The organism is Streptomyces sp. NBC_00258 (assembly GCF_036182465.1).
Classification (GTDB): Bacteria; Actinomycetota; Actinomycetes; order Streptomycetales; family Streptomycetaceae; genus Streptomyces.
Genome location: NZ_CP108081.1, coordinates 10,164,729 through 10,183,846, shown reverse-complemented (window position 1 = coordinate 10,183,846; position 19,118 = coordinate 10,164,729). Strand labels below are relative to the sequence as shown.

Below are 19,118 nucleotides of genomic sequence, written 5' to 3'. Positions count from 1 at the left end.
GCGGGGGACTCGGCCGCCATGGGTGTGAACCAGGCCGAGGCCCCGATTCTCGAAGCGCTCGCCCGATACGCGGACGCGGACGAACTGGGGTTCACTCCCCCGGGCCATAAACAGGCACGGGGCGCGGACCCCCGTGCCCGCGAGGTCCTGGGTGACGCCGTCTTCTACGGCGACGTCCTGGCCAACGGCGGTCTCGACGACCGGCTCACCAGGGGCGATGTCCTGGGGCGGGCCGAGAACCTCATGGCCGAGGCGGTGCACGCGGACCACACGTTCTTCTCGACGTGCGGCAGTTCCCTGTCGGTGAAGGCCGCCATGCTGGCGGTCACCTCCCCCGGCCACCGGCTCCTCGTCGGACGCGACGCCCACAAATCGGTGGTGGCCGGGCTCATCCTGTCCGGTGTCGAGCCCGTCTGGGTGGAGCCCCAGTGGGACACCTCCCGTCACCTCGCCCATCCCCCCTCGGCGGCGGCCTACGCCCAGGCGTTCGCGGAGCATCCGGACGCCGACGGTGCCCTGGTCACCAGCCCCACCCCGTACGGCGCCGCCGCCGACCTCGAAAGCATCGCCGACGTCTGTCACCGGCTCGGTAAGCCGCTCGTCGTGGACGAGGCGTGGGGAGCCCATCTCCCCTTCCACGACGACCTGCCGTCGTGGGCCATGGACGCGGGTGCCGACATCTGTGTGACCAGCATCCACAAAATGGGCAGCGGCCTGGAACAGGGCTCGGTGTTCCACCTCCAGGGCGACCTCATCGATCCCGCCGAACTCGCCTCGCGGGCCGACCTCCTCGGTACGACCAGTCCGAACGTCCTGCTCTACGCCGGCATCGACGCCTGGCGGCGGCAGATGGTCCAGCACGGTCACGAACTCCTCGGCCAGGCACTGGAGTTGGCGGCACGCACCCGCACGGCCATCGAAGCGATCGGTGGCTTCCATGTCAACGACGCGAAGGACTTCTGCGGCCCTGGGCTCGCCCACGACTTCGACCCGCTCCCCGTCGTCATGGACATCGGCGAACTGGGCACCGGCGGCTACCGCGCCGCCGACTGGCTGCGAACCCACCATCACGTCGACGCCCACCTCTTCGACCACCGCCGTATCAGTACACAGCTCACCCACGCCGACGACGAGCAGACCACCGCGCGTCTCCTCGCGGCCCTGCGAGACCTGGCCGACCACACCACCGAACTACGGGACGCCCCCCAGGTCGCCGTCCCGTCCCCCACCGGTCTACGGATGGACCAGGCCCGCCCGCCCCGGGACGCCTACTTCGCGCGACACACGAAGGTCCCCACGGCCGAAGCGGTCGGCAGGATCGCCGCCGAGATGATCACCCCCTACCCGCCGGGCATCCCCGTGGCCCTGCCCGGCGAACGCCTCACCGAGCCCGTACTGAGGTACCTGGTCACAGGAGTCGAGGCCGGAATGTTCCTGCCGGACGCGGCCGACCAGCGGCTGAAGACCGTACGGGTCGTCGAGGACTGACACGCACCCCGCACCCGGAGCCGCACAGTGCCGTACGCGTCGGCCTCCGACGATTCCCTCTGGGCAGGCAGCAGACGCCAGTCCTGAGGTTCCGCCCCGCCGTGCAGGGTCGATCGGTCCTGGTCGGGACAGACGCACGAGGACGTCCTGTCCGGGACAACGCACTCCGCACGATCCGCTTCCCAGTACCCATCCCACTCCCCAGACACCCCTCACGCCCCTCACGCCCCTCACGCCCCTGTTAGGCACCTCGGCACACGGGGTACTCGACAAGGCGCTCGGAGATCCGCGGTGGCGGAGGAACCGAGCCGGTGTACGGCGGCTTCAAGGTGTGGTGGGGCACCGACCGAACCAGATCGGCGAGGACCCTGACAGCCGCGCCTGAGAGCACTGCCGACAGCACTGAACAGGCGGTGGAAGCCGTGGACCAGCCCGCAGGCACGGCGGGAATCGCTCTCGTCGTGATCGACATGATCAACACATACGACCACGAGGACGCGGAGCTGCTCGTGCCGTCCGTCCGTCATATGGTGCCCATCCTGGCGGAGCTGATCGACCGAGCCCGCGAAGCGGACGTGCCGGTGATCTACGCGAACGACAACTTCGGACTGTGGCGCTCCCACCACGGAGAACTCGTGAACGACGCGCTGACCCGACCGCACGCGGACCTGATCGAGCCGATCAAGCCCGACGGCGAGTCGCTCTTCGTGGTGAAGGCCCGCCATTCCGCCTTCTACGAGACGCCCCTGTCCTACCTGCTGTGGCGCCTGGGCGTCGGACATGTGGTGCTGAGCGGCCAGGTCACCGAGCAGTGCGTCCTCTACTCCGCTCTCGACGCGCACATCCGCCACCTGGACGTCACGGTGCCCAGGGACGCCGTCGCCTCCATCCACCCCCACCTGGAGTCCGCCGCCCTGGAAATGATGCAGCGCAATATGGGCGCCCGGATCACCACGGCGAAGGAGATCGACTTCGCACGGTAGCCGGGCGCGGAGACGCCCCGTACGACCGAACACCGCGTCTCGGTCAACGGCGCGGGACAGCGGTCTCCTCCGCACGGGCCGCGCCCCCGGTGTCCGGCGTCACTCGGGTACTGCCTGCGCGCACCTCCGCCCCGGGACCGCTGCCCTCACGTTCTGCCTCCTGCGCGGACTGATGACGCCGTTGGGGCTGTCTCCGTATGCCGGATCGTCTCGCGGGTACCCGCCGGTTCCGTACACCCGACCCCTGGAGCCGTCAGTGAGTCCACGCCCCCGCAACGTATTCGTCGTCGGTCTCGACGAGGCCAATCTGCGGACCCTGCGGGCCGTTCCCCGCGCCGAAGAGCTGTGCTTCCACCGCCTCCTGACCATCCAGGAGCTCCAGCACGGTGAGGTGGCCGTACCGGACCTGCTCGACCGGGCCCGGAGCGTGCTGGACGGCTTCGACGGACCGGTCGACGCGATCGTCGGCTACTGGGATTTCCCGGTGAGCACGCTCGTCGCGCTGCTCGGCAAGGAATACGGGACACGCGCCACCAGTCTGGAAGCGGTGGTCAAGTGCGAACACAAGTACTGGAGCCGTCTCGTGCAGCAGGAGGTCGCCAAGGAGCATCCGCGCTTCGGCAGGGTGGATCTCGACACGGCCGACCCGCGGCCGCCGCAGGGTGTGCGGTTCCCGATGTGGCTCAAGCCGGCACTGTCGTACTCCTCCGAACTCGCCTACGGGGTGGGCGACATGGAGGAATTCCGCACGGCCGTGGAACACATCGCCCAGGGCATCCATCGCGTCGGCCGCCCCTTCGAGTACATCCTGGACCAGCTCGACCTGCCGAAGGAGATGGCCGGGGTCGGCGGCCGGGTCTGCCTCGCGGAGGAGACGCTCAACGGCGTCCAGGTCGCGGTCGAGGGGTACGAGCACGACGGCGAGATCACCGTGTACGGCGTACTCGACTCGATCAACTACCCGGATTCCACCAGCTTCCTGCGCCACCAGTACCCCTCGGCCCTGCCCGATCCGGTGCAGCAGCGCCTGCACGAGGTGTCGAAACGGGTCATGCGACGCATCGGCTGGCGGCAGGCAACCTTCAGCATCGAGTTCTTCTACGATCCGGCCACGGACGGGATCTCGATACTGGAGATCAACCCCCGCCACTCCCAGGCGCACGCGGAACTCTTCGCCTACGTCGACGGCGTGCCCAACCATCACTGCATGCTCGCCCTCGCCCTGGGCGCGGATCCGGCCATGCCGTTCCGGCAGGGTCCGTACGCCCTGGCCGCCAAGTGGTACTACCGCTGGTTCGCCGACGGGGTCGTACGCGAGGTGCCGCCGCCCGAAGAACTGGCACGCATCGAGAAGGAGATACCCGGCGTCCGCATCGACATCGTGCCCGACCAGGGGCAACGACTGTCGGACGTCGACCAGCAGGACAGCTACAGCTACGAGGTGGCGCACATCTTCACCGGCGGTGCCCACGAGCGCGAGCTGCGCGAGAAGTACGACCGCTGTGTCGCCGCACTCCAACTCGCCTTCGGCTACACGAGTGACCACAAGACCGACCGCACGACCTGAGAGACGTATGCGATACATCGAGAACCTCCCGCACACCACCAGGCAAGAGGACCACGTCAGGATCCCGATGCCGGACGGCGTCCACCTCTCGGCACGCGTCTGGCGCCCGGTGTCCTCGGACGACTCCCCCGTACCGGCGATCCTGGAGTACATCCCGTACCGCAAGGGTGATCTGAGTTCGGTCCGGGACTCGATCCACCACCCCTACATCGCCGGGCACGGCTACGCGTGTGTCCGCGTCGACCTGCGCGGTACCGGTGACTCCGAGGGCGTACTCACCGACGAGTACCTGGAAGTCGAGCAGAGCGACGCGGAGGCGGTGCTCGACTGGCTGGCCACGCAGCCCTGGTGTGACGGCACGACCGGGATGATGGGCATTTCCTGGGGCGCGTTCGCGGCGCTGCAGGTGGCCGCTCGGCGCCCAGCGAGTCTGCGGGCCATCGTCATCTCCTCGTTCACCGACGACCGCTACTCCGACGACATGCACTACATGGGCGGCGCGATGCTGTCCGACAACCTCGCCGAAGCGGGCACCATGTTCGCCTACGCGACGTGCCCGCCGGACCCGTCCGCAGTCGGCGGGCGCTGGCGCGAGATGTGGCACGAGCGTCTGGATGCCGCACAGCCGTGGGTCCTGAACTGGCTGCGGCACCAGCGCCGCGACAGCTACTGGCGGCACGCGTCGGTGTGCGAGGACTACGCCGCCGTACGCTGCCCCGTCCTCGCCTCCAGCGGCTGGGCCGACGGATACTCCAACGCGGTGACCCGTCTGCTCGCCCACCTGGACGTGCCGCGCAAGGGACTGATCGGCCCCTGGTCCCACAAGTACCCGCACCTGGGCGAGCCCGGACCCGCCATCGGCTACCTCCAGGAAGTGGTGCGCTGGTGGGACCACTGGCTGAAGGAGGCGGACAACGGGGCGATGGACGGTCCCATGCTCCGGGCGTGGATGCAGGACAGTGTTCCGCCGTCCACCTCGTACGAGGATCGCCCCGGCCGGTGGGTCGGCGAACCCACCTGGCCCTCGCGGCACGTTCACGACACCGCGTACGCGCTGCGCTCCCGCCACCTCACCGCCGAGGACGAGGCCCCCGACGACGGGGGGAGCCAGACGCTGCGGTCCCCGCTGTCCGTGGGCCAGTTCGCCGGAAAATGGGCCTCCTACAACGCCCCGCCGGACCTGCCCTACGACCAGCGCGAGGAGGACGGTGGCTCCCTGGTCTACGAGACCGAGCCTTTGACGGACAGGCTGGAGATCCTCGGGGCGCCGCGCGTCGAACTCGAGGTGAGCGCGGACCAGCCTGTGGCCATGGTGGCCGCCCGGCTGTCGGACGTGGCCCCGGACGGCAGCGCCACCCGGGTCACCTACGGCGTCCTCAACCTCACCCGCCGGGACAGCATGGACGAACCGGCCCCCCTGGAACCGGGCCGACGCCACCGGGCCACACTCCACCTGAACGGCGTGGCGCAGGCATTCCCGCCCGGCCACCGGGTACGGCTTTCCCTCTCCACGTCGTACTGGCCGTTGGCCTGGCCACCGCCACGGCCCACGCTCCTCACGGTGCACGAGCAGCCGTGTCGACTCGTCCTGCCGGTCCGCCCGGCCGACGAACCGGACACGTCGGCCCCCTTCGACGCACCCGAGGGCACGGCCCCCATCACGACGACCCGGGTGACGCCGCCCGAGCAGCGCTGGGAGGTCAGCCGCGACCTGGTCGACTACGGCGCGGCGTTGAACATCGTCAAGGACCGCGGCACGGTCCACTTCGACGCGATGGACCTGGACGTCGGCTGCCGTGTCCACGAGCGGTACACCTCGGTCGCCGACGACTTCACCTCACCGGCCGGTGACGTGACGTGGACCATGAGTTTCCGGCGCAAGGACTGGGACGTACGGGTCCGCACGAGCACGACGTTGACCTGTGACGCCGAGGCGTTCCACGTCAACGCCACGCTGGACGCCTACGAGCACGGTCAACGCATCGCATCGCGCACCTGGAACGAGTCGGTCCCCAGGGACGCGCTGTAGCCCGTGCGCGGACAGGCCGTTTCGAGGGAGAGCGGCACCGAGGCCGGTTCGCGCACGGCCGGCTACTGGTTGGACTTCGCCACACTGATGTCTCCGAGCGCCGATTCCGGATCCCTTTCCATGGCCAGGTCGCCGAGGGCGACGACCCCCACGGGCCGTCCACCGTCGACGACAGGAATCCGGCGTACGGAGTGCTCGCGCATCAGCTCCACCGCACGGTCCAGGTCCTCCTCGGAACCCACCGTGACCAAGTCGCTGCTGCACACGCCCGACACGGTCGTCTGCTCCGGGTCGCCGCCCTCCGCGATCGCTCGTACGACCAGGTCACGGTCAGTGACCAGTCCGCGCAGCTGACCACCGTCCATCACCAGAACGTCCCCGATGTTCTGGTCGCGCATCAGCCGGGCGACCGCCGTCACCGAACTCTGGGGTTCGACCGTCACCGGTGCGCTGGTCATGATGTCGCGTACTTGCTGGGCCATGAGGAGTTCTCTTCCTTGAGCCCGGCGATGCCTGCCACCGCCGGATGGCCCCGGGTACCCGAGGAGCATGGCCCTGCACGTCGCCGCACCATCGGGGGAGGCCGACATCTGGGTGGAAGGTCTCTCAGCAACGAACCAGGGCAACAGCATCACATGAAGCCCCAATCGCGTTTCACGTTGTCCGCGACCACTGTTGACGCACCGAACGCCCATGAGCTCGCGCGGTTCTACCAGGGCCTGCTCGGGTGGCCGACAAGGAAGGAGGAACCGGACTGGGTGGAGATCGCACCGCCCGACGGAAGTGCCGGGCTGTCGTTCCAGACAGAGCCGCACTTCACGCGCCCGCAGTGGCCGTCGACCCCGTCCGAGCAGCAGATGATGATGCATCTGGACATCGAAGTTGACGATCTGCCATCGGCCGTCGAAACCGCCCTTGGCCTGGGGGCGACGCTGGCGGACTTCCAGCCTCAGGACGACGTGCGCGTCCTGTACGACCCGGCCGGCCACCCCTTCTGCCTCTGGATACGCATCGACTCGTCCGGCGCCTAGCACCTTGGGACACCCGGCGAGTCGGAGCACCGGATCGACGAGCTACTGATCCGACCGGACGGCCCCGGCCCACAGCGCGAGGTGTCGAAGGGCGAGGCCCGGGATCAGTTGGCAGTACGTCTGACGGACACCGAGGCGCGTCACCGTGGCCGCCTCCTTTTCGGCGTGCACTCCCTGCGCCCCGCCCGGTTCATACGCCGTCGAAGTTCGCCCCGGTCGTCAGCGAGGAGGCCGATGACGGGACCGTCCAGGGGCCAACTGTCGCCGACCTGGAGGAGTTGGAGGAGGCGGACCTTGGGCCGGCCGCAGCCAGGGGCGCGGTGGCCTCGGGTGACGGCAGGCCAAGACCCGTGACGACCTGCTCGCGCAGCTCAGGTTGGCAGGGGCCATCCGAGGAGGAGGTCGGGCCTGCGTTTCTTCTTCGCCGCCGCGGCCGTTAGGAGACCTCTGAGGCGAGGCGCCTGAAACGGCCTACCGAATGGGCAGCCGCCGGGAACGCCGACCGGCGCGAAACAAGGATCACGTCACGGGCGACGGATGTCGTTGCCCGGGCGCTGTCCGTGTGTCGTCCCGGACCACTCGCGCAGTGCGAGCCGAACCTCGTGTGTGACCGGCGGATTCAGTCCTCACCCCGGATGATGTGGCTCTCCGGGTCGGTGGTCTCCGGAACACCGCCACTGTCGCCTTGGGGAAGCCGAGCACAGGGAAGCGTGACCGCGCCGTCCCCGGTCCCAGTGTCCTCGTGCGTCAACTCGAAGTCTGTGCTGGTGCCGGGCTCCATGGTGAGGCACCTCCTACGTCTTCCGCTCCTGTCCCCCCGAGTACCCAACCGGCCTTGGCGAAACGTGGGTTGAGGCGGCCCGCCGAGTTCCGGCTCGACGACGGTCAGGCCGGCAACTCCCGGGGGCGGGGAAGGCCACGGACCAGGGTCCCACCGGGTCCGCGGCCTTCGTCCCACGGCCGCTCAGCCACACCCCGAGTCTCCCTGCGGTCTCCGTTCAAACACTGGCGCTTGCAGCCGAGTCGGACTTCTGCGTGCGGCTCCGGAGATCGGTAGAGCTGTGGCCACGTGCGCGGATGGGCCGGCGTACCCGTTCAGCACCCCAGCTTCTGCTGCAGTTCCGCCTTCTTCATGGAGGAGCGGCACTTGATGTTGCGGCGCTTGGCCTCTCCGTACAACTGGTCTCATGTGGTGGTCGCATGTGGGGCCTTCCGCACCGGTGTGCGAACGCCGGCCGCCCCGCTTCGACGACGATTCGATCTGCGTCTCGGGCACGCGCCCCACGCCCATACGCGTCCAGCCTCCGGGCGGTAGAAACGGGCCGGCACCAAGGACGGTTCCAACATGGTCGGCGAGCTGCTGTGGTCCTGATGTTGTTCAGCGGCCCCACCATGTTGGCTTCAGTCGCCCCGAGTTCGTGAGGTACCACAGCAAGTCGCCGCGATGGGGCCGCTGGTGGACGTCACAGCCACGCGACGGTGGAAGGACGGCATGACCTTCAGTACGGTGATCGTCACTGTGCTCGCCTGGGCAGCCGTCGACCACGGTCGCCGGACCGCTGGGATGAAGGGGGCGATGGATGCGGGTCGACCAACTGTGGCGGTATCCAGTGAAGTCGGTGGGTGGTGAGCGACTGACCGCGGCCACGGTCAGTGTGCTCGGGATCGAGGGTGACCGGGGCATCGCCATCCGCGACGAGCGGGAAGAGGTCACCTGGGCCGGTGCTGTTCCGGCGCTCATGCGATTGCGGGCGGTCACCCTCGGGCCGGGTGTGGCCGAGCTGGTCCTGCCGGACGGCCGGCGGTTTCGCTCCGATGCGCCTGACGCTGCCAGTCGGCTCAGTGCGGCTGTACAGGCCAAGGTCGCGCTGGTCGAGCACCAGCCGCACCGGCCCGACGCCGCGCTCCATGTACTGACAACGACGGCGCTGCGCAGCCTCGGCTCGACGCTGCCGGACAGTGTGATGGACGCCAGCCGGTTCCGGCCCAACCTGGTGCTCGACGATGTGCCCGGCGACCACGCGACCGGGTATCCCGAGCACGATTGGATCGGCCGCCGGATGGCCATCGGCACGCTGCGGTTGCGCTTCACCGAGGGGTGCGACCGCTGCGTGATGATCACCAAGGAGACGCCGACTGTCCCGCACGACCGCGCCGTGCTGCGCTGGGTCGCCCGCGAGCTCGGCAACACCCTCGGCGTGTACGCGGCGGTCGAGAAACCCGGCCAGGTCCGTATCGGGGACAAGGCCCGCTGGCTCGACTGAATGTCATCGACTGTGAACGTCGCTGTCCAGCGCTGCCAAGTGTCTCTACTGCCTGCCCGTTTGGCGCGGCCGGACATCACACCCACCGTCCTCACGCGTCGCCCCTCAACCGAGGAACGACAGTCGGACCCGCCGATCTGGATTGTCCCGGTTCGTGTCGACCAGGCACACCGACTGCCACGTCCCCAGTTCCAGCCTGCCCCCCAGGACCGGCAGCGTGGCATGTGGGGGCACGATCGCCGGGAGGACGTGGTCGCGGCCGTGGCCGGGGCTGCCGTGGCGGTGCTGCCAGCGGTCGTCCGCGGGGAGGAGGGCGTGGAGCGCGGCGAGCAGGTCGTCGTCGCTGCCGGCACCCGTTTCGATGAGGGCGACGCCGGCTGTTGCGTGAGGCACGAAAACGTTGAGCAGGCCGTCGCGATCGCCCGCGACCTCGCGGAGAAAGGCCTCGCATTCACCGGTGAGGTCGACGACCCTCTCACTGGATCCGGAGGCGATGTTCAGTACACGGCTGGTGAAGGCATCGGACATGGACCAATCCTCGCCGATCCCCCGGATTTCGCACCAGCTGTCGGATTCACGCCCATCGCGGGTTCCGCGGGCCCGGTCGTACCCCGACAGGCCGATCGCTCCCCCTGCCTCCCAGCGGTCCAGGCAATATCCCGCCCAGCAGTCGCGGACGCTCCCCCGCCCCCACCAGGACCTCACCCGCTCGACCCGTGATACCCGAGGTCCACTCCGCGAGACGCCATTGACCGTACGCGGCCCAGCTGGCTACTTTCAGCCGCATGTTGCGTTCAGTCATGCTCACCACGCGCGGTCACATCGACCTGCTGCGGGTGGCCTCCGCCGCGTGTCGCCGCGGACACTGACGCCCTTTCACCTGCTTCACCTCTTCTGCGCCTCAGCGCACCCCTGCGTCCGCACATCCGTCTGATCTGAGCCGGATGCCGATGCCGGGACGCTGACGCGCGCCCGCCCTCCGCGCACCCCGCATCTCTCCTGCGCGCGCCCACCGTCGCTCTCCTGCCGTGGAGCCCTCATGAGCATCAGCCATGCCCCGCCGGACTCTCATGGACCAGATATTTCGGGAATATCAGAGTTCGCCGACCCCAAGTCCACCGACGCCGAGTCCGCTGACATCAAGTCCGCCGAGCACGCCCTGCCCGAACTCGAACCCATCGTCCCCGCCTCTACCCGCCGCACCCGCGTCCCCCGCTGGCTGCGCCGCACCTCCGGCCCCGTACTGCTGCTCGCCCTGTGGCAAGTCCTCAGCGGTACGGGCGTGTTGACGGCGGACGTCCTGGCCTCGCCCGGCACCATCGCCCAGGTGGCCGGCGATCTGGTCTCCGACGGATCGCTGACGAACGCGATGGGTGTCTCGCTCCAGCGCGTCGCCGTGGGGCTCCTGCTCGGCACCGTCGTCGGCACCGGACTCGCCCTGGTCTCGGGCCTGTTCAGGATCGGCGAGGACCTCGTCGACGCGAGCGTCCAGATGCTGCGGACCGTGCCGTTCGTCGGTCTGATCCCGCTGTTCATCATCTGGTTCGGGATCGGCGAGGCCCCCAAGGTCGCGATCATCACGCTGGGCGTGTCCTTCCCGCTCTACCTCAACGTGTACGCGGGTATCCGCGGCGTCGACTCCCAGCTGATCGAGGCCGGTGAGTCCCTCGGCCTGTCCCGCTGGGGACTTGTACGGCATGTCGTGCTGCCGGGCGCCCTCCCCGGCGCCATGACCGGTCTGCGCTACTCGCTGGGCATCGCCTGGCTTGCACTCGTCTTCGCCGAGCAGATCAACGCGGACTCCGGCATCGGCTTCCTGATGGTCCAGGCGCGCGACTTCCTGCGTACCGACGTGATCGTGGTCTGCCTGATCGTCTACGCCTTCCTCGGCCTGCTCGCCGACTTCATCGTCCGCTCCCTCGAAAGGCTGCTGCTGCAATGGCGACCGACGTTCACCGGCCGGTGACCACCGAGAAGGTCACGACCGCTCCCGCCCCCTCCTCGGTGGTACGCGTCGACGGCCTGACCCGCTCCTTCGACGGCCGCGCCGTCATCGACAACCTCCAACTCGACGTGAAGCCGGGCGAGTTCGTGGCCCTCCTCGGTCGCAGCGGCTGCGGCAAGTCCACCCTCCTGCGCATCCTCGCCGGGCTCGACCGCGACATCGAGGGCACCGTCCTCGTACCGCGCCGCAAGGCCGTCGCCTTCCAGGCACCCCGGCTGATGCCATGGAAGAAGGTGTGGCGCAACGTCCTGCTCGGGCTGCCCGGCAAGCCCGAACGCGCCGTCGCCGAGCAGGCGTTGACCGAGGTGGGCCTCACCGACCGCGCCGACGCCTGGCCCAAGACGCTGTCCGGCGGAGAGGCCCAACGCGCCTCGCTGGCCCGCGCGTTGGTGCGCGAACCCGATCTGCTGCTGCTCGACGAGCCGTTCGGCGCGCTGGACGCGCTGACCCGGATCAAGGCGCAGCGGCTCGTCGGCGAGCTGTGGCAACGCCGGGGCTGCGCCGTGCTCCTGGTCACGCACGACGTCGAGGAGGCGGTGCTGCTGGCCGACCGCGTCCTCGTGATGGACGACGGCGTGATCGCGTACGAGACCAAGGTCGAACTGGACCGTCCGCGGGACATCACCGACCCGCGGTTCGCCGAGCTGCGCGCCGGGCTGCTGGAACGGCTGGGTGTCGACACCGCCGCCGAGGCCGCCTGAACTCCCTCTGAAGACAGCTCGGTTACGCCACCACGCGCGTCCGAACCGCCCGGTCGAGCAACCACCCGCACCCCAACCGCCCGTCTGCCCGGCCACGCACACCCGAACCCATCGCCTTCACCCCTTCACCTTCACCTTCACCTTCACCTTCACCTTCACCTTCACCTTCACCTGAACCAACCGAACGGAATCCTCATGCGACGACACCTCGTCCCCGCCGCTCTGCTCCTCCCCCTGGCCCTGCTGGCCGCGGCCTGCGGCGGGAACTCGTCGGCCAGCACCTCGACGGGCGACGGAACCGACGGAAAGGGCTCGCTCACCCTCAACGTCGGTGACCAGAAGGGTGGTTCGGAGGCGGTGCTGCGGGCCGCCGGAGAACTCAAGAACCTCAACTACAAGATCAAGTGGTCGACGTTCACATCCGGCCCGCCCCTCCTGGAGGCGGTGAACGCCAAGGCCGTCGACATCGGCGGCGTCGGCAACACCCCACCGGTCTTCGCGGCCGGCGCCAACTCCAAGATCACCGCCGTCGCGGCCTACCGGGGCAGGTCCAAGGGGGACACGATCCTCGTGCCCAAGGACTCGAAGCTGAAGAAGACCGAGGAGCTGAAGGGCAAGTCGGTCGCGGTGGCTCAGGGTTCGTCCGCGCACTACCAACTGGTCGCCTCGCTCAAGGCGGCCGGGCTGACGCTGGGCGACGTCAAGGTGAAGTACCTCCAGCCCGCCGACGCACTGGCCGCGTTCACCTCCGGCAAGGTCGACGCTTGGGCGGTCTGGGACCCGTACACCTCCCAGGTGCTGCAGGCCAAGCAGGGCAAGGTCCTGACGGACGGCGACGACGTGGTCAACGGGCTCACCTTCCAGGTGGCGGCGCCCGGAGCGCTCAAGGACAAGAAGAAGGCCGCGGCGATCTCCGACTATCTGGAGCGGCTGCGGCGCGCGCAGGACTGGGTCTACGAGCACCCGGAGGACTGGGCCGAGGTCTGGGCGAAGGACACCGGGCTGCCCTACGAGGTGGCGCTGGCCTCGGTGAAGCGGACCAACGCGACCAGGGTCCCGGTGGCCATCGACAAGCCGCTCATCGCCTCCGAGCAGGAGATCGCGGACACGTTCACCGGCCTGAAGCTCATCCCCCGCAAGGTCGACTTCGGAGACTTCGTGGACACCCGCTTCAACGGCGACCTGCCGCCGTCCACCACCACTCCCCGCCCCTCGAAGGAGTCGTGACGTCATGACCGTACATCTGCACTGGTTCCTGCCGACGGGCGGCGACGGCCGCACCTTGGTGGACCGGCACGCCTACGCGGCCAACCCCGTCGACCGCGCCCGGCCGGTCAGTGGGGTGCGTGCGCCCGACATCGAGTATCTGGCCCAGATCGCCAAGGCGGCCGAGCAGTTGGGCTTCGAGGCGGTGCTCACGCCGACCGGTACGTGGTGCGAGGACGCCTGGCTGACGACGGTGGCGCTGGCCCAGCACACCGAGCGGCTGAAGTTCCTGGTCGCTTTCCGGCCCGGCGTCATCTCGCCGACGCTCGCCGCCCAGATGGCGGCCACGTACCAGCGCATCACCCGTGGCCGGCTTCTGCTGAACGTCGTCACCGGCGGCGACTCCACCGAGCAGCGCCGCTTCGGCGACCAACTCGGCCACGACCAGCGGTACGCGCGTACGGACGAGTTCCTGTCCGTCGTACGAGGGGTGTGGCGCGGGCAGCCGTACGACTTCGACGGGGCCCACTACCAGGTCGAGGGCGGGCTGACCGCGCTGCCGCCGGACCCGCTGCCGGAGATCTTCTTCGGCGGTTCCTCGGCGGCCGCGGGGCCGGTCGCGGCGCGGCACGCTGATGTGTATCTGACCTGGGGCGAACCCCCGGAGCAGGTCAAGGAGAAGATCGACTGGATCCGCTCGCTCGCCGAGCGCGAGGGGCGTACGGTCCGCTTCGGCATCCGGCTGCACACCATCTCGCGGGACTCGTCGGCCGAGGCGTGGAGGACGGCGGGTCGCCTGCTCGACGACCTCGATCCGGAGTCCATCGCGGCCGCGCAGGCGGCGCTCGGCCGCAGCGAGTCCGTCGGCCAGCAGCGCATGCTCGCGCTGCACGGCGGTTCCTCCGACCGGCTGGAGATCTCCCCGAATCTGTGGGCGGGCGTGGGTCTCGTGAGGGGAGGCGCCGGCACCGCGCTGGTCGGCAGCCATGCCGAGGTCGCCGACCGGATCGAGGAGTACCACGCGCTGGGCATCGAGCACTTCGTGCTGTCCGGGTATCCGCATCTGGAGGAGGCGTACTGGTTCGGGGAGGGGGTGATTCCCGAGCTGGCCGTGCGGGGGCTGCTGTCGCGTGTTCCGGCGTCGGGGGCGCCGATCCTGGTCGCCAGTGGTCGCTGAGTGCGCCGCCGAAGCGCTCCGCCGGGAGTGCCGTTCGATCTGCGGGCCGTCTTTTGTCTGCGGGCCGCAGATGGCCGGTCACGCAGTTCCCCACGCCCCTTACTGGGCTCGGGGAAGATCCGCGCCACCCGTGGAGTTAGTAGAAGCGTGAACAACACCGGAGCGCAGGCGGGGGCAGTGCGGGAAGTCGATGTCGTCGTGATCGGCGCTGGACAGGCCGGACTGTCCAGCGCCTATCACCTGCGGCGCACGGGCTTCGAGCCGGAGCGGGACTTCGTGGTCCTGGACCACGCGCCGCGGGCGGGCGGGGCGTGGCAGTTCCGGTGGCCGTCCCTCACGTACGGCAAGGTGCACGGAATGCACGCGCTGCCGGGCATGGAGCTGACGGACGCGGACCCGGCGCGGCCGTCCTCCCAGGTCGTCGCGGAGTACTTCGACACCTACGAGCGCACCTTCGATCTGCGGGTGCGGCGGCCGGTCGACGTGAAGGCCGTGCGCGAGGGTGAGGCGGGCCGGCTGCTCGTCGAGACCTCCGACGGTACGTGGTCGACGCGGGCCCTGATCAATGCGACGGGCACCTGGGACCGCCCGTTCTGGCCGCGCTACCCGGGGCAGGAGACCTTCCGGGGGCGGCAGTTGCACACGGCCCAGTACCCGGGGCCCGAGGAGTTCGCCGGACAGCGGGTCGTCGTGGTGGGCGGGGGCGCGTCCGGTACGCAGCATCTGCTGGAGATCGCGCCGTACGCGGCCGGAACCACCTGGGTGACACGGCGGCCGCCGGTGTTCCGTGAGGGTCCGTTCACCGAGGACGTGGGCCGGGAAGCGGTCGCGCTCGTGGAGGAACGCGTCCGCCAGGGGCTGCCGCCGAAGAGTGTCGTGTCGGTGACCGGGCTGCCGCTCAACGACGCGATCCGGCAGGGCATCGAGGACGGCGTCCTGGACCGGCAGCCGATGTTCGACCGGATCACTCCGGACGGCGTGGAGTGGGACGACGGGCGTCGCGTGGCCGCCGACGTCATTCTGTGGGCGACCGGTTTCCGTGCCGCGATCGACCATCTGACGCCGCTGCGGCTGCGCGAGTCCGGCGGCGGCATCCGTGTCGAGGGGACCCGCGCGGTCGCCGATCCGCGGATCCATCTGGTCGGGTACGGGCCGTCGGCCAGCACGATCGGAGCCAACCGCGCCGGGCGCTCGGCGGTACGGGACATCAGGCGGCTGCTGGCGGTCGCCCCGAACGCCGCCCCGATGAGTGCGCCGAAGGGTATGCCGGTTGGATGAGCTCAGCCGGACTTCGGCGCCGCGCGCTTGCTGGTGCGGTTGAACTCCGCGACGTTCCTCCGGTGCTCCTCGTAGTCGGCGGTGAAACGTGTGTCGCCGGGCTTGACGGTGACGAAGTAGAGCCAGTCGCCCTGTGGCGGAGCGACCGCGGCGCGCATCGCCTCCTCGCCGGGGTTGGCGATGGGCGACGGCGGCAGCCCCATCCGCACGTACGTGTTGTACGGGCTGTCGAGCCGCGTGTCGTTCTCGCTGGTGCGGAGGGTGTTGCGGTTCAGCGCGTAGTTGATGGTGGAGTCCATCTGCAGGGGCATGCCCCGGTCGAGCCGGTTGTAGACCACGCGGGCCACCTTGCCCATGTCCTTCTTGGTGGCCGCCTCGGCCTGGACGATGCTCGCGACGGTGACGGTCTGGTAGACGTTCATCGCGTTCCGCTCGGCCCCGGCCGTGACCGTACCTCCGCCGAACCTCTTGTTCGCCGTGTCGACCATGTACGACAGCAGGGACACCGGAGTCGACTTCTTGTCGATGGGATACGTGGCCGGGAACAGATACCCCTCGGGGTTGCCGCTCGCGTCGTTCGGAAGCTTGAGGTTCGCCTTCTCCAGGGACTTCTTCGTGGTGCCCCCGGGCAGGGCGAGGACCTTGTCGACGGCCTCGTAGACCTGGCCGGAGCGCCAGCCCTCCGGGACCACCAGGGCGAGGGGCTCCTTCTTCTCGTCCGTGCTCAGCAGCGGCACCGCCACGGCGGTGGCCGCCACGACGGCGCCGGTCACGATGAGGGCGGTCCGGCCCCGGCTCGTCAGTCGAATCGTTCTCCGTGGCCGACTGGGCGGCGAGTAGATCTGCATGCGGGCACGGTAACCCGCATATCGCCATAAACTCGACATATATTCATCTTGTTGGCTCCAGTTGGGCGTCTCTGCGGACCAGTGCGGCGTAGCGGCCCTCGCGCTCCAACAGCTCCTCGTGCGTGCCCCGTTCCGCCGGACGCCCACCGTCGAGAACCACGATCTGGTCGGCGCCCCGAATGGTGGACAGCCGGTGCGCGATGGTGAGGGTGGTCCGGTTGGCCGACAGGGCGTCGATGGCCTCCTGCACGGCGAGCTCGGTGCGGGTGTCCAGGGCGCTGGTCGCCTCGTCGAGGATCAGGACCGGCGGGTCCCGCAGGATGGTGCGGGCGATGGCCAGGCGCTGCTTCTCACCGCCGGAGAACCGGTGTCCGCGCTCCCCCACCACCGTGTCGTACCCGTCGGGCAGCGAGGCGATGTGGTCGTGGATCTGCGCGGCCTTCGCGGCCGCGTACAGCTGCTCGTCGGTGGCGTCCGGCTTGGCGAACCGCAGGTTCTCGGCGACCGTGGCGTGGAAGAGGTACGTCTCCTGGGAGACGACGCCGATCCCGCGGGCGAGGGTGTCGAAGTCCAGGTCGCGCACGTCCACCCCGTCGAGCGTGACGCGGCCGCCCGTGACGTCGTACAGACGCGGCACCAGATAGCTGAGCGTGGACTTGCCCGCACCGGTCGCGCCGACGACGGCGAGGCTGCCGCCGGCGGGCACGGTGATGTCGATGCCGTCGAGGATGGGGCCGCTCTTGTCGTCGTAGCGGAACTCCACGTCCTCGAAGCGCACCTCTCCCTTGACCTGGTCGAGGTGGATCGGGTCCTCGGGCTCGGTGATGTCGATGGGCAGGTCGAGGTACTCGAAGATGCGCTGGAACAGGGCGAGCGAGGTCTGGATCTGGACGCCGGTGGAGAGCAGGCTCACGGTCGGCCGGAAGAGGCCCTGCTGCAGCGAGACGAAGGCGACGAGCGTGCCGATGGAGATGGCGGGCCCGCCGAACTGGAGGGCTATCCCCGCGGTCCAGTAGATGACGGCCGGCATCGCGGCCATGACGATCCCGATGACGGCCATCCGCCAGCGGCCCGCCATGTTCGACCGGACCTCCAGGTCGACGAGGCCCTCGGACTCGTCGGCGAAGGAGCGGGTGAGCGAGTCCGAGCGGCCCATCGTGCGGCCGAGCAGGATGCCGCTGACGGAGAGCGACTCGGTGACGGTCGCGGCCATGGCGGCCATCTGCTTCTGGCGCTCGGTGGTGATCTTCTTGCGTTCGTTGCCGACTCGGCGGCTGATCCACACGAACACCGGCAGCAGGAGCAGCGAGACGACGGTCAGCCGCCAGTCCAGGGCGACCATCGCGACGATCGTGGCGATGACGCTGGTGAGGTTGGAGACGAGCGAGGTGGCGGTCGAGGTGACCGTGGCCTGCATGCCGCCGATGTCGTTCGCGATGCGCGACTGGACCTCGCCGGTGCGGGTCCTGGTGAAGAAGGCGAGCGACATGCGCTGCAGCCGGCCGTAGACGGCGGTGCGCAGGTCGTGCATGACGCGCTGGCCGACCGTCGTGGAGATGAGGGTCTGCAGGACTCCGAAGACACCGCCGAGGACGGCACTGAGGATCATGCCGAGCGCGAGCAGGCTCAGCAGGCCTGTGCGGCCCTGCGGAATCGCGGTGTCGAGGATCTCCTTGAGCAGGAAGGGCGTGGCGACCGAGACCAGGGACGCGGCGCCCACGAGGAGGCCTACGACGGCCAGTCGGCCGCGGTAGGGACGGAAGAGCTTGAGAATGCGGCGCACCTGCCGGGGCTGTCCGTCCTCGACAGGTGGCGGTGTCCAGTTGATGTCGTCGCGGGGCATGGGCTCCTACGGAGGGTGAGAGAACGATGACTGACGGAGCATAGCTCATTGTTACCTATACTCACAATGAACAAGGTCCTGATATTGTTCCCGTCATGGACACCCCCGACGCCGACGGCCTGCTCGCCGAGCAGCTGCTGCGGTTGACCCGCCGTGTGCACCGCATCCAGAAGCGTCAGTTGGAGAAGCGCGGGCTCGGTATCACCCCTGCCCAGTCCCGGCTCCTGCGCACCCTCGCGCACTACGGCTCACCGCCGCGCATGGCCGACCTGGCCGAGCGGCTGGAGGTGGTGCCCCGGGCCGTGACGACGCTGGTCGACGGTCTGGAGGCGAGCGGCAAGGTGCGTCGCGTACCGGACCCCACCAACCGCCGGGTGATCCGCATCGAGCTGACGGACGACGGCCGCGGGGCTCTGCGCGAGCTGCGCGCCGCGCGGCGGACCGCGGCGGAGGACATCCTGGCGCCGCTGTCGGACGACCAGCGCAAGGTGCTCGGGGGGCTGCTGGACACGCTGGTGGACGGAATGGGCGCGGTGGAGGCGCCGAAGCGCGACTGCTGACGGGGGCGGCGCCGATGGGGGGCGGCCGACAGGAGTGAGGGGCTCGCGCCGCCCACTCACCCACGCGCACGGAAGTCCAAAGACCGAGCCCGGAAGTCCAACTCCCTGGCCACTTCGGCCCCTTGCGACCCGGTCGGC

At 69.4% G+C, this 19,118-nt stretch carries 17 protein-coding genes and 1 pseudogene; 13 read left to right on the top strand and 5 right to left on the bottom strand.

Annotated elements, in window-relative coordinates; translation table 11 throughout:
• The first annotated feature begins 18 nt into the window (after positions 1–18).
• The 4 genes from OG718_RS45125 to OG718_RS45110 all read left to right on the top strand — a co-directional run bounded on the left by OG718_RS45125 (position 19) and on the right by OG718_RS45110 (position 6,067).
• A complete protein-coding gene (locus tag OG718_RS45125) occupies positions 19–1,488 on the top strand; it encodes an aminotransferase class I/II-fold pyridoxal phosphate-dependent enzyme (RefSeq protein WP_328846879.1) in 1,470 nt (489 codons plus the stop codon).
• Between the two features lie 422 nt (positions 1,489–1,910).
• Positions 1,911–2,471, top strand: a complete 561-nt coding sequence (locus OG718_RS45120; protein ID WP_143633117.1) for a cysteine hydrolase family protein — start codon at positions 1,911–1,913, stop codon at positions 2,469–2,471.
• A gap of 256 nt (positions 2,472–2,727) precedes the next feature.
• Complete coding sequence (locus tag OG718_RS45115) at positions 2,728–4,038, top strand: ATP-grasp domain-containing protein (protein WP_328846878.1); 1,311 nt, start codon at positions 2,728–2,730, stop codon at positions 4,036–4,038.
• A gap of 7 nt (positions 4,039–4,045) precedes the next feature.
• Complete coding sequence (locus OG718_RS45110; RefSeq protein ID WP_143633114.1) at positions 4,046–6,067, top strand: CocE/NonD family hydrolase; 2,022 nt, start codon at positions 4,046–4,048, stop codon at positions 6,065–6,067.
• Between the two features lie 62 nt (positions 6,068–6,129).
• On the opposite strand, the gene OG718_RS45105 is transcribed toward OG718_RS45110, so the two are convergent.
• Positions 6,130–6,549 carry a CBS domain-containing protein gene (locus OG718_RS45105; RefSeq protein ID WP_328846877.1) on the bottom strand — a complete coding sequence of 140 codons (420 nt, stop codon included), beginning with the start codon at positions 6,547–6,549 and terminating at the stop codon, positions 6,130–6,132.
• Positions 6,550–6,702: 153 nt separating this feature from the next.
• Between OG718_RS45105 and OG718_RS45100 the strand changes: the two genes are divergently transcribed.
• On the top strand, positions 6,703–7,098 hold the full coding sequence (locus OG718_RS45100; protein WP_328846876.1) for a VOC family protein: 396 nt from the start codon (positions 6,703–6,705) through the stop codon (positions 7,096–7,098).
• A 1,095-nt stretch (positions 7,099–8,193) separates the two neighbouring features.
• On the opposite strand, the pseudogene OG718_RS45095 reads toward OG718_RS45100, so the two are convergent.
• Positions 8,194–8,353, bottom strand: a pseudogene (locus OG718_RS45095) (plasmid stabilization protein); the annotation flags it as partial.
• A gap of 325 nt (positions 8,354–8,678) precedes the next feature.
• On the opposite strand from OG718_RS45095, the gene OG718_RS45090 reads away from it, so the two are divergent.
• Positions 8,679–9,362: an MOSC domain-containing protein gene (locus tag OG718_RS45090; protein ID WP_143633108.1), complete on the top strand. Its 684-nt coding sequence runs from the start codon at positions 8,679–8,681 to the stop codon at positions 9,360–9,362.
• Between the two features lie 105 nt (positions 9,363–9,467).
• Here OG718_RS45090 and OG718_RS45085 read toward each other — a convergent pair whose 3' ends face one another.
• Complete coding sequence (locus tag OG718_RS45085) at positions 9,468–9,890, bottom strand: YjbQ family protein (protein ID WP_143633106.1); 423 nt, start codon at positions 9,888–9,890, stop codon at positions 9,468–9,470.
• 257 nt (positions 9,891–10,147) lie between these two features.
• Between OG718_RS45085 and OG718_RS54490 the strand changes: the two genes are divergently transcribed.
• The 6 genes from OG718_RS54490 (at position 10,148) to OG718_RS45060 (ending at position 15,729) form a co-directional block, all read left to right on the top strand.
• Positions 10,148–10,231, top strand: a complete 84-nt coding sequence (locus OG718_RS54490; RefSeq protein ID WP_353963658.1) for a putative leader peptide — start codon at positions 10,148–10,150, stop codon at positions 10,229–10,231.
• Between the two features lie 170 nt (positions 10,232–10,401).
• Positions 10,402–11,328, top strand: a complete 927-nt coding sequence (locus tag OG718_RS45080; RefSeq protein WP_328846875.1) for an ABC transporter permease — start codon at positions 10,402–10,404, stop codon at positions 11,326–11,328.
• On the top strand, positions 11,301–12,068 hold the full coding sequence (locus tag OG718_RS45075) for an ABC transporter ATP-binding protein (RefSeq protein ID WP_328846874.1): 768 nt from the start codon (positions 11,301–11,303) through the stop codon (positions 12,066–12,068). The genes OG718_RS45080 and OG718_RS45075 overlap by 28 nt, the downstream gene beginning before the upstream one ends.
• A gap of 195 nt (positions 12,069–12,263) precedes the next feature.
• A complete protein-coding gene (locus OG718_RS45070; protein WP_143633101.1) occupies positions 12,264–13,295 on the top strand; it encodes an ABC transporter substrate-binding protein in 1,032 nt (343 codons plus the stop codon).
• 4 nt (positions 13,296–13,299) lie between these two features.
• Entirely contained in the window at positions 13,300–14,451 is a 1,152-nt protein-coding gene (locus tag OG718_RS45065) for an LLM class flavin-dependent oxidoreductase (RefSeq protein WP_143633099.1), read from the top strand.
• Positions 14,452–14,598: 147 nt separating this feature from the next.
• Positions 14,599–15,729: an NAD(P)/FAD-dependent oxidoreductase gene (locus OG718_RS45060; RefSeq protein ID WP_260694878.1), complete on the top strand. Its 1,131-nt coding sequence runs from the start codon at positions 14,599–14,601 to the stop codon at positions 15,727–15,729.
• Between the two features lie 2 nt (positions 15,730–15,731).
• Here OG718_RS45060 and mltG read toward each other — a convergent pair whose 3' ends face one another.
• Positions 15,732–16,577 carry an endolytic transglycosylase MltG gene (mltG, locus tag OG718_RS45055; RefSeq protein ID WP_143633097.1) on the bottom strand — a complete coding sequence of 282 codons (846 nt, stop codon included), beginning with the start codon at positions 16,575–16,577 and terminating at the stop codon, positions 15,732–15,734.
• Between the two features lie 43 nt (positions 16,578–16,620).
• Positions 16,621–18,420 (bottom strand): ABC transporter ATP-binding protein, encoded by a 1,800-nt coding sequence (locus tag OG718_RS45050; protein WP_143633095.1) that lies wholly within the window; start codon positions 18,418–18,420, stop codon positions 16,621–16,623.
• A 95-nt stretch (positions 18,421–18,515) separates the two neighbouring features.
• Here OG718_RS45050 and OG718_RS45045 point away from each other — a divergent pair, with 95 nt between their 5' ends.
• The gene (locus OG718_RS45045; RefSeq protein WP_143633093.1) at positions 18,516–18,980 is read left to right on the top strand and encodes a MarR family winged helix-turn-helix transcriptional regulator; all 465 of its coding nucleotides are present in this window, start codon (positions 18,516–18,518) and stop codon (positions 18,978–18,980) included.
• The last annotated feature ends 138 nt before the right edge of the window (positions 18,981–19,118 follow it).

Bases quoted from the DNA above. Each gene is read 5' to 3' on its own strand.
- OG718_RS45125 (WP_328846879.1), top strand. From the start codon at position 19: ATGGGTGTGAACCAGGCCGAGGCCCCGATTCTCGAAGCGCTCGCCCGA.
- OG718_RS45110 (WP_143633114.1), top strand. From the start codon at position 4,046: ATGCGATACATCGAGAACCTCCCGCACACCACCAGGCAAGAGGACCAC.
- OG718_RS45105 (WP_328846877.1), bottom strand. From the start codon at position 6,549: ATGGCCCAGCAAGTACGCGACATCATGACCAGCGCACCGGTGACGGTC.
- OG718_RS45100 (WP_328846876.1), top strand. From the start codon at position 6,703: ATGAAGCCCCAATCGCGTTTCACGTTGTCCGCGACCACTGTTGACGCA.
- OG718_RS45090 (WP_143633108.1), top strand. From the start codon at position 8,679: ATGCGGGTCGACCAACTGTGGCGGTATCCAGTGAAGTCGGTGGGTGGT.
- OG718_RS45085 (WP_143633106.1), bottom strand. From the start codon at position 9,890: ATGTCCGATGCCTTCACCAGCCGTGTACTGAACATCGCCTCCGGATCC.
- OG718_RS54490 (WP_353963658.1), top strand. From the start codon at position 10,148: ATGTTGCGTTCAGTCATGCTCACCACGCGCGGTCACATCGACCTGCTG.
- OG718_RS45080 (WP_328846875.1), top strand. From the start codon at position 10,402: ATGAGCATCAGCCATGCCCCGCCGGACTCTCATGGACCAGATATTTCG.
- OG718_RS45075 (WP_328846874.1), top strand. From the start codon at position 11,301: ATGGCGACCGACGTTCACCGGCCGGTGACCACCGAGAAGGTCACGACC.
- OG718_RS45070 (WP_143633101.1), top strand. From the start codon at position 12,264: ATGCGACGACACCTCGTCCCCGCCGCTCTGCTCCTCCCCCTGGCCCTG.
- OG718_RS45065 (WP_143633099.1), top strand. From the start codon at position 13,300: ATGACCGTACATCTGCACTGGTTCCTGCCGACGGGCGGCGACGGCCGC.
- mltG (WP_143633097.1), bottom strand. From the start codon at position 16,577: ATGCAGATCTACTCGCCGCCCAGTCGGCCACGGAGAACGATTCGACTG.
- OG718_RS45050 (WP_143633095.1), bottom strand. From the start codon at position 18,420: ATGCCCCGCGACGACATCAACTGGACACCGCCACCTGTCGAGGACGGA.
- OG718_RS45045 (WP_143633093.1), top strand. From the start codon at position 18,516: ATGGACACCCCCGACGCCGACGGCCTGCTCGCCGAGCAGCTGCTGCGG.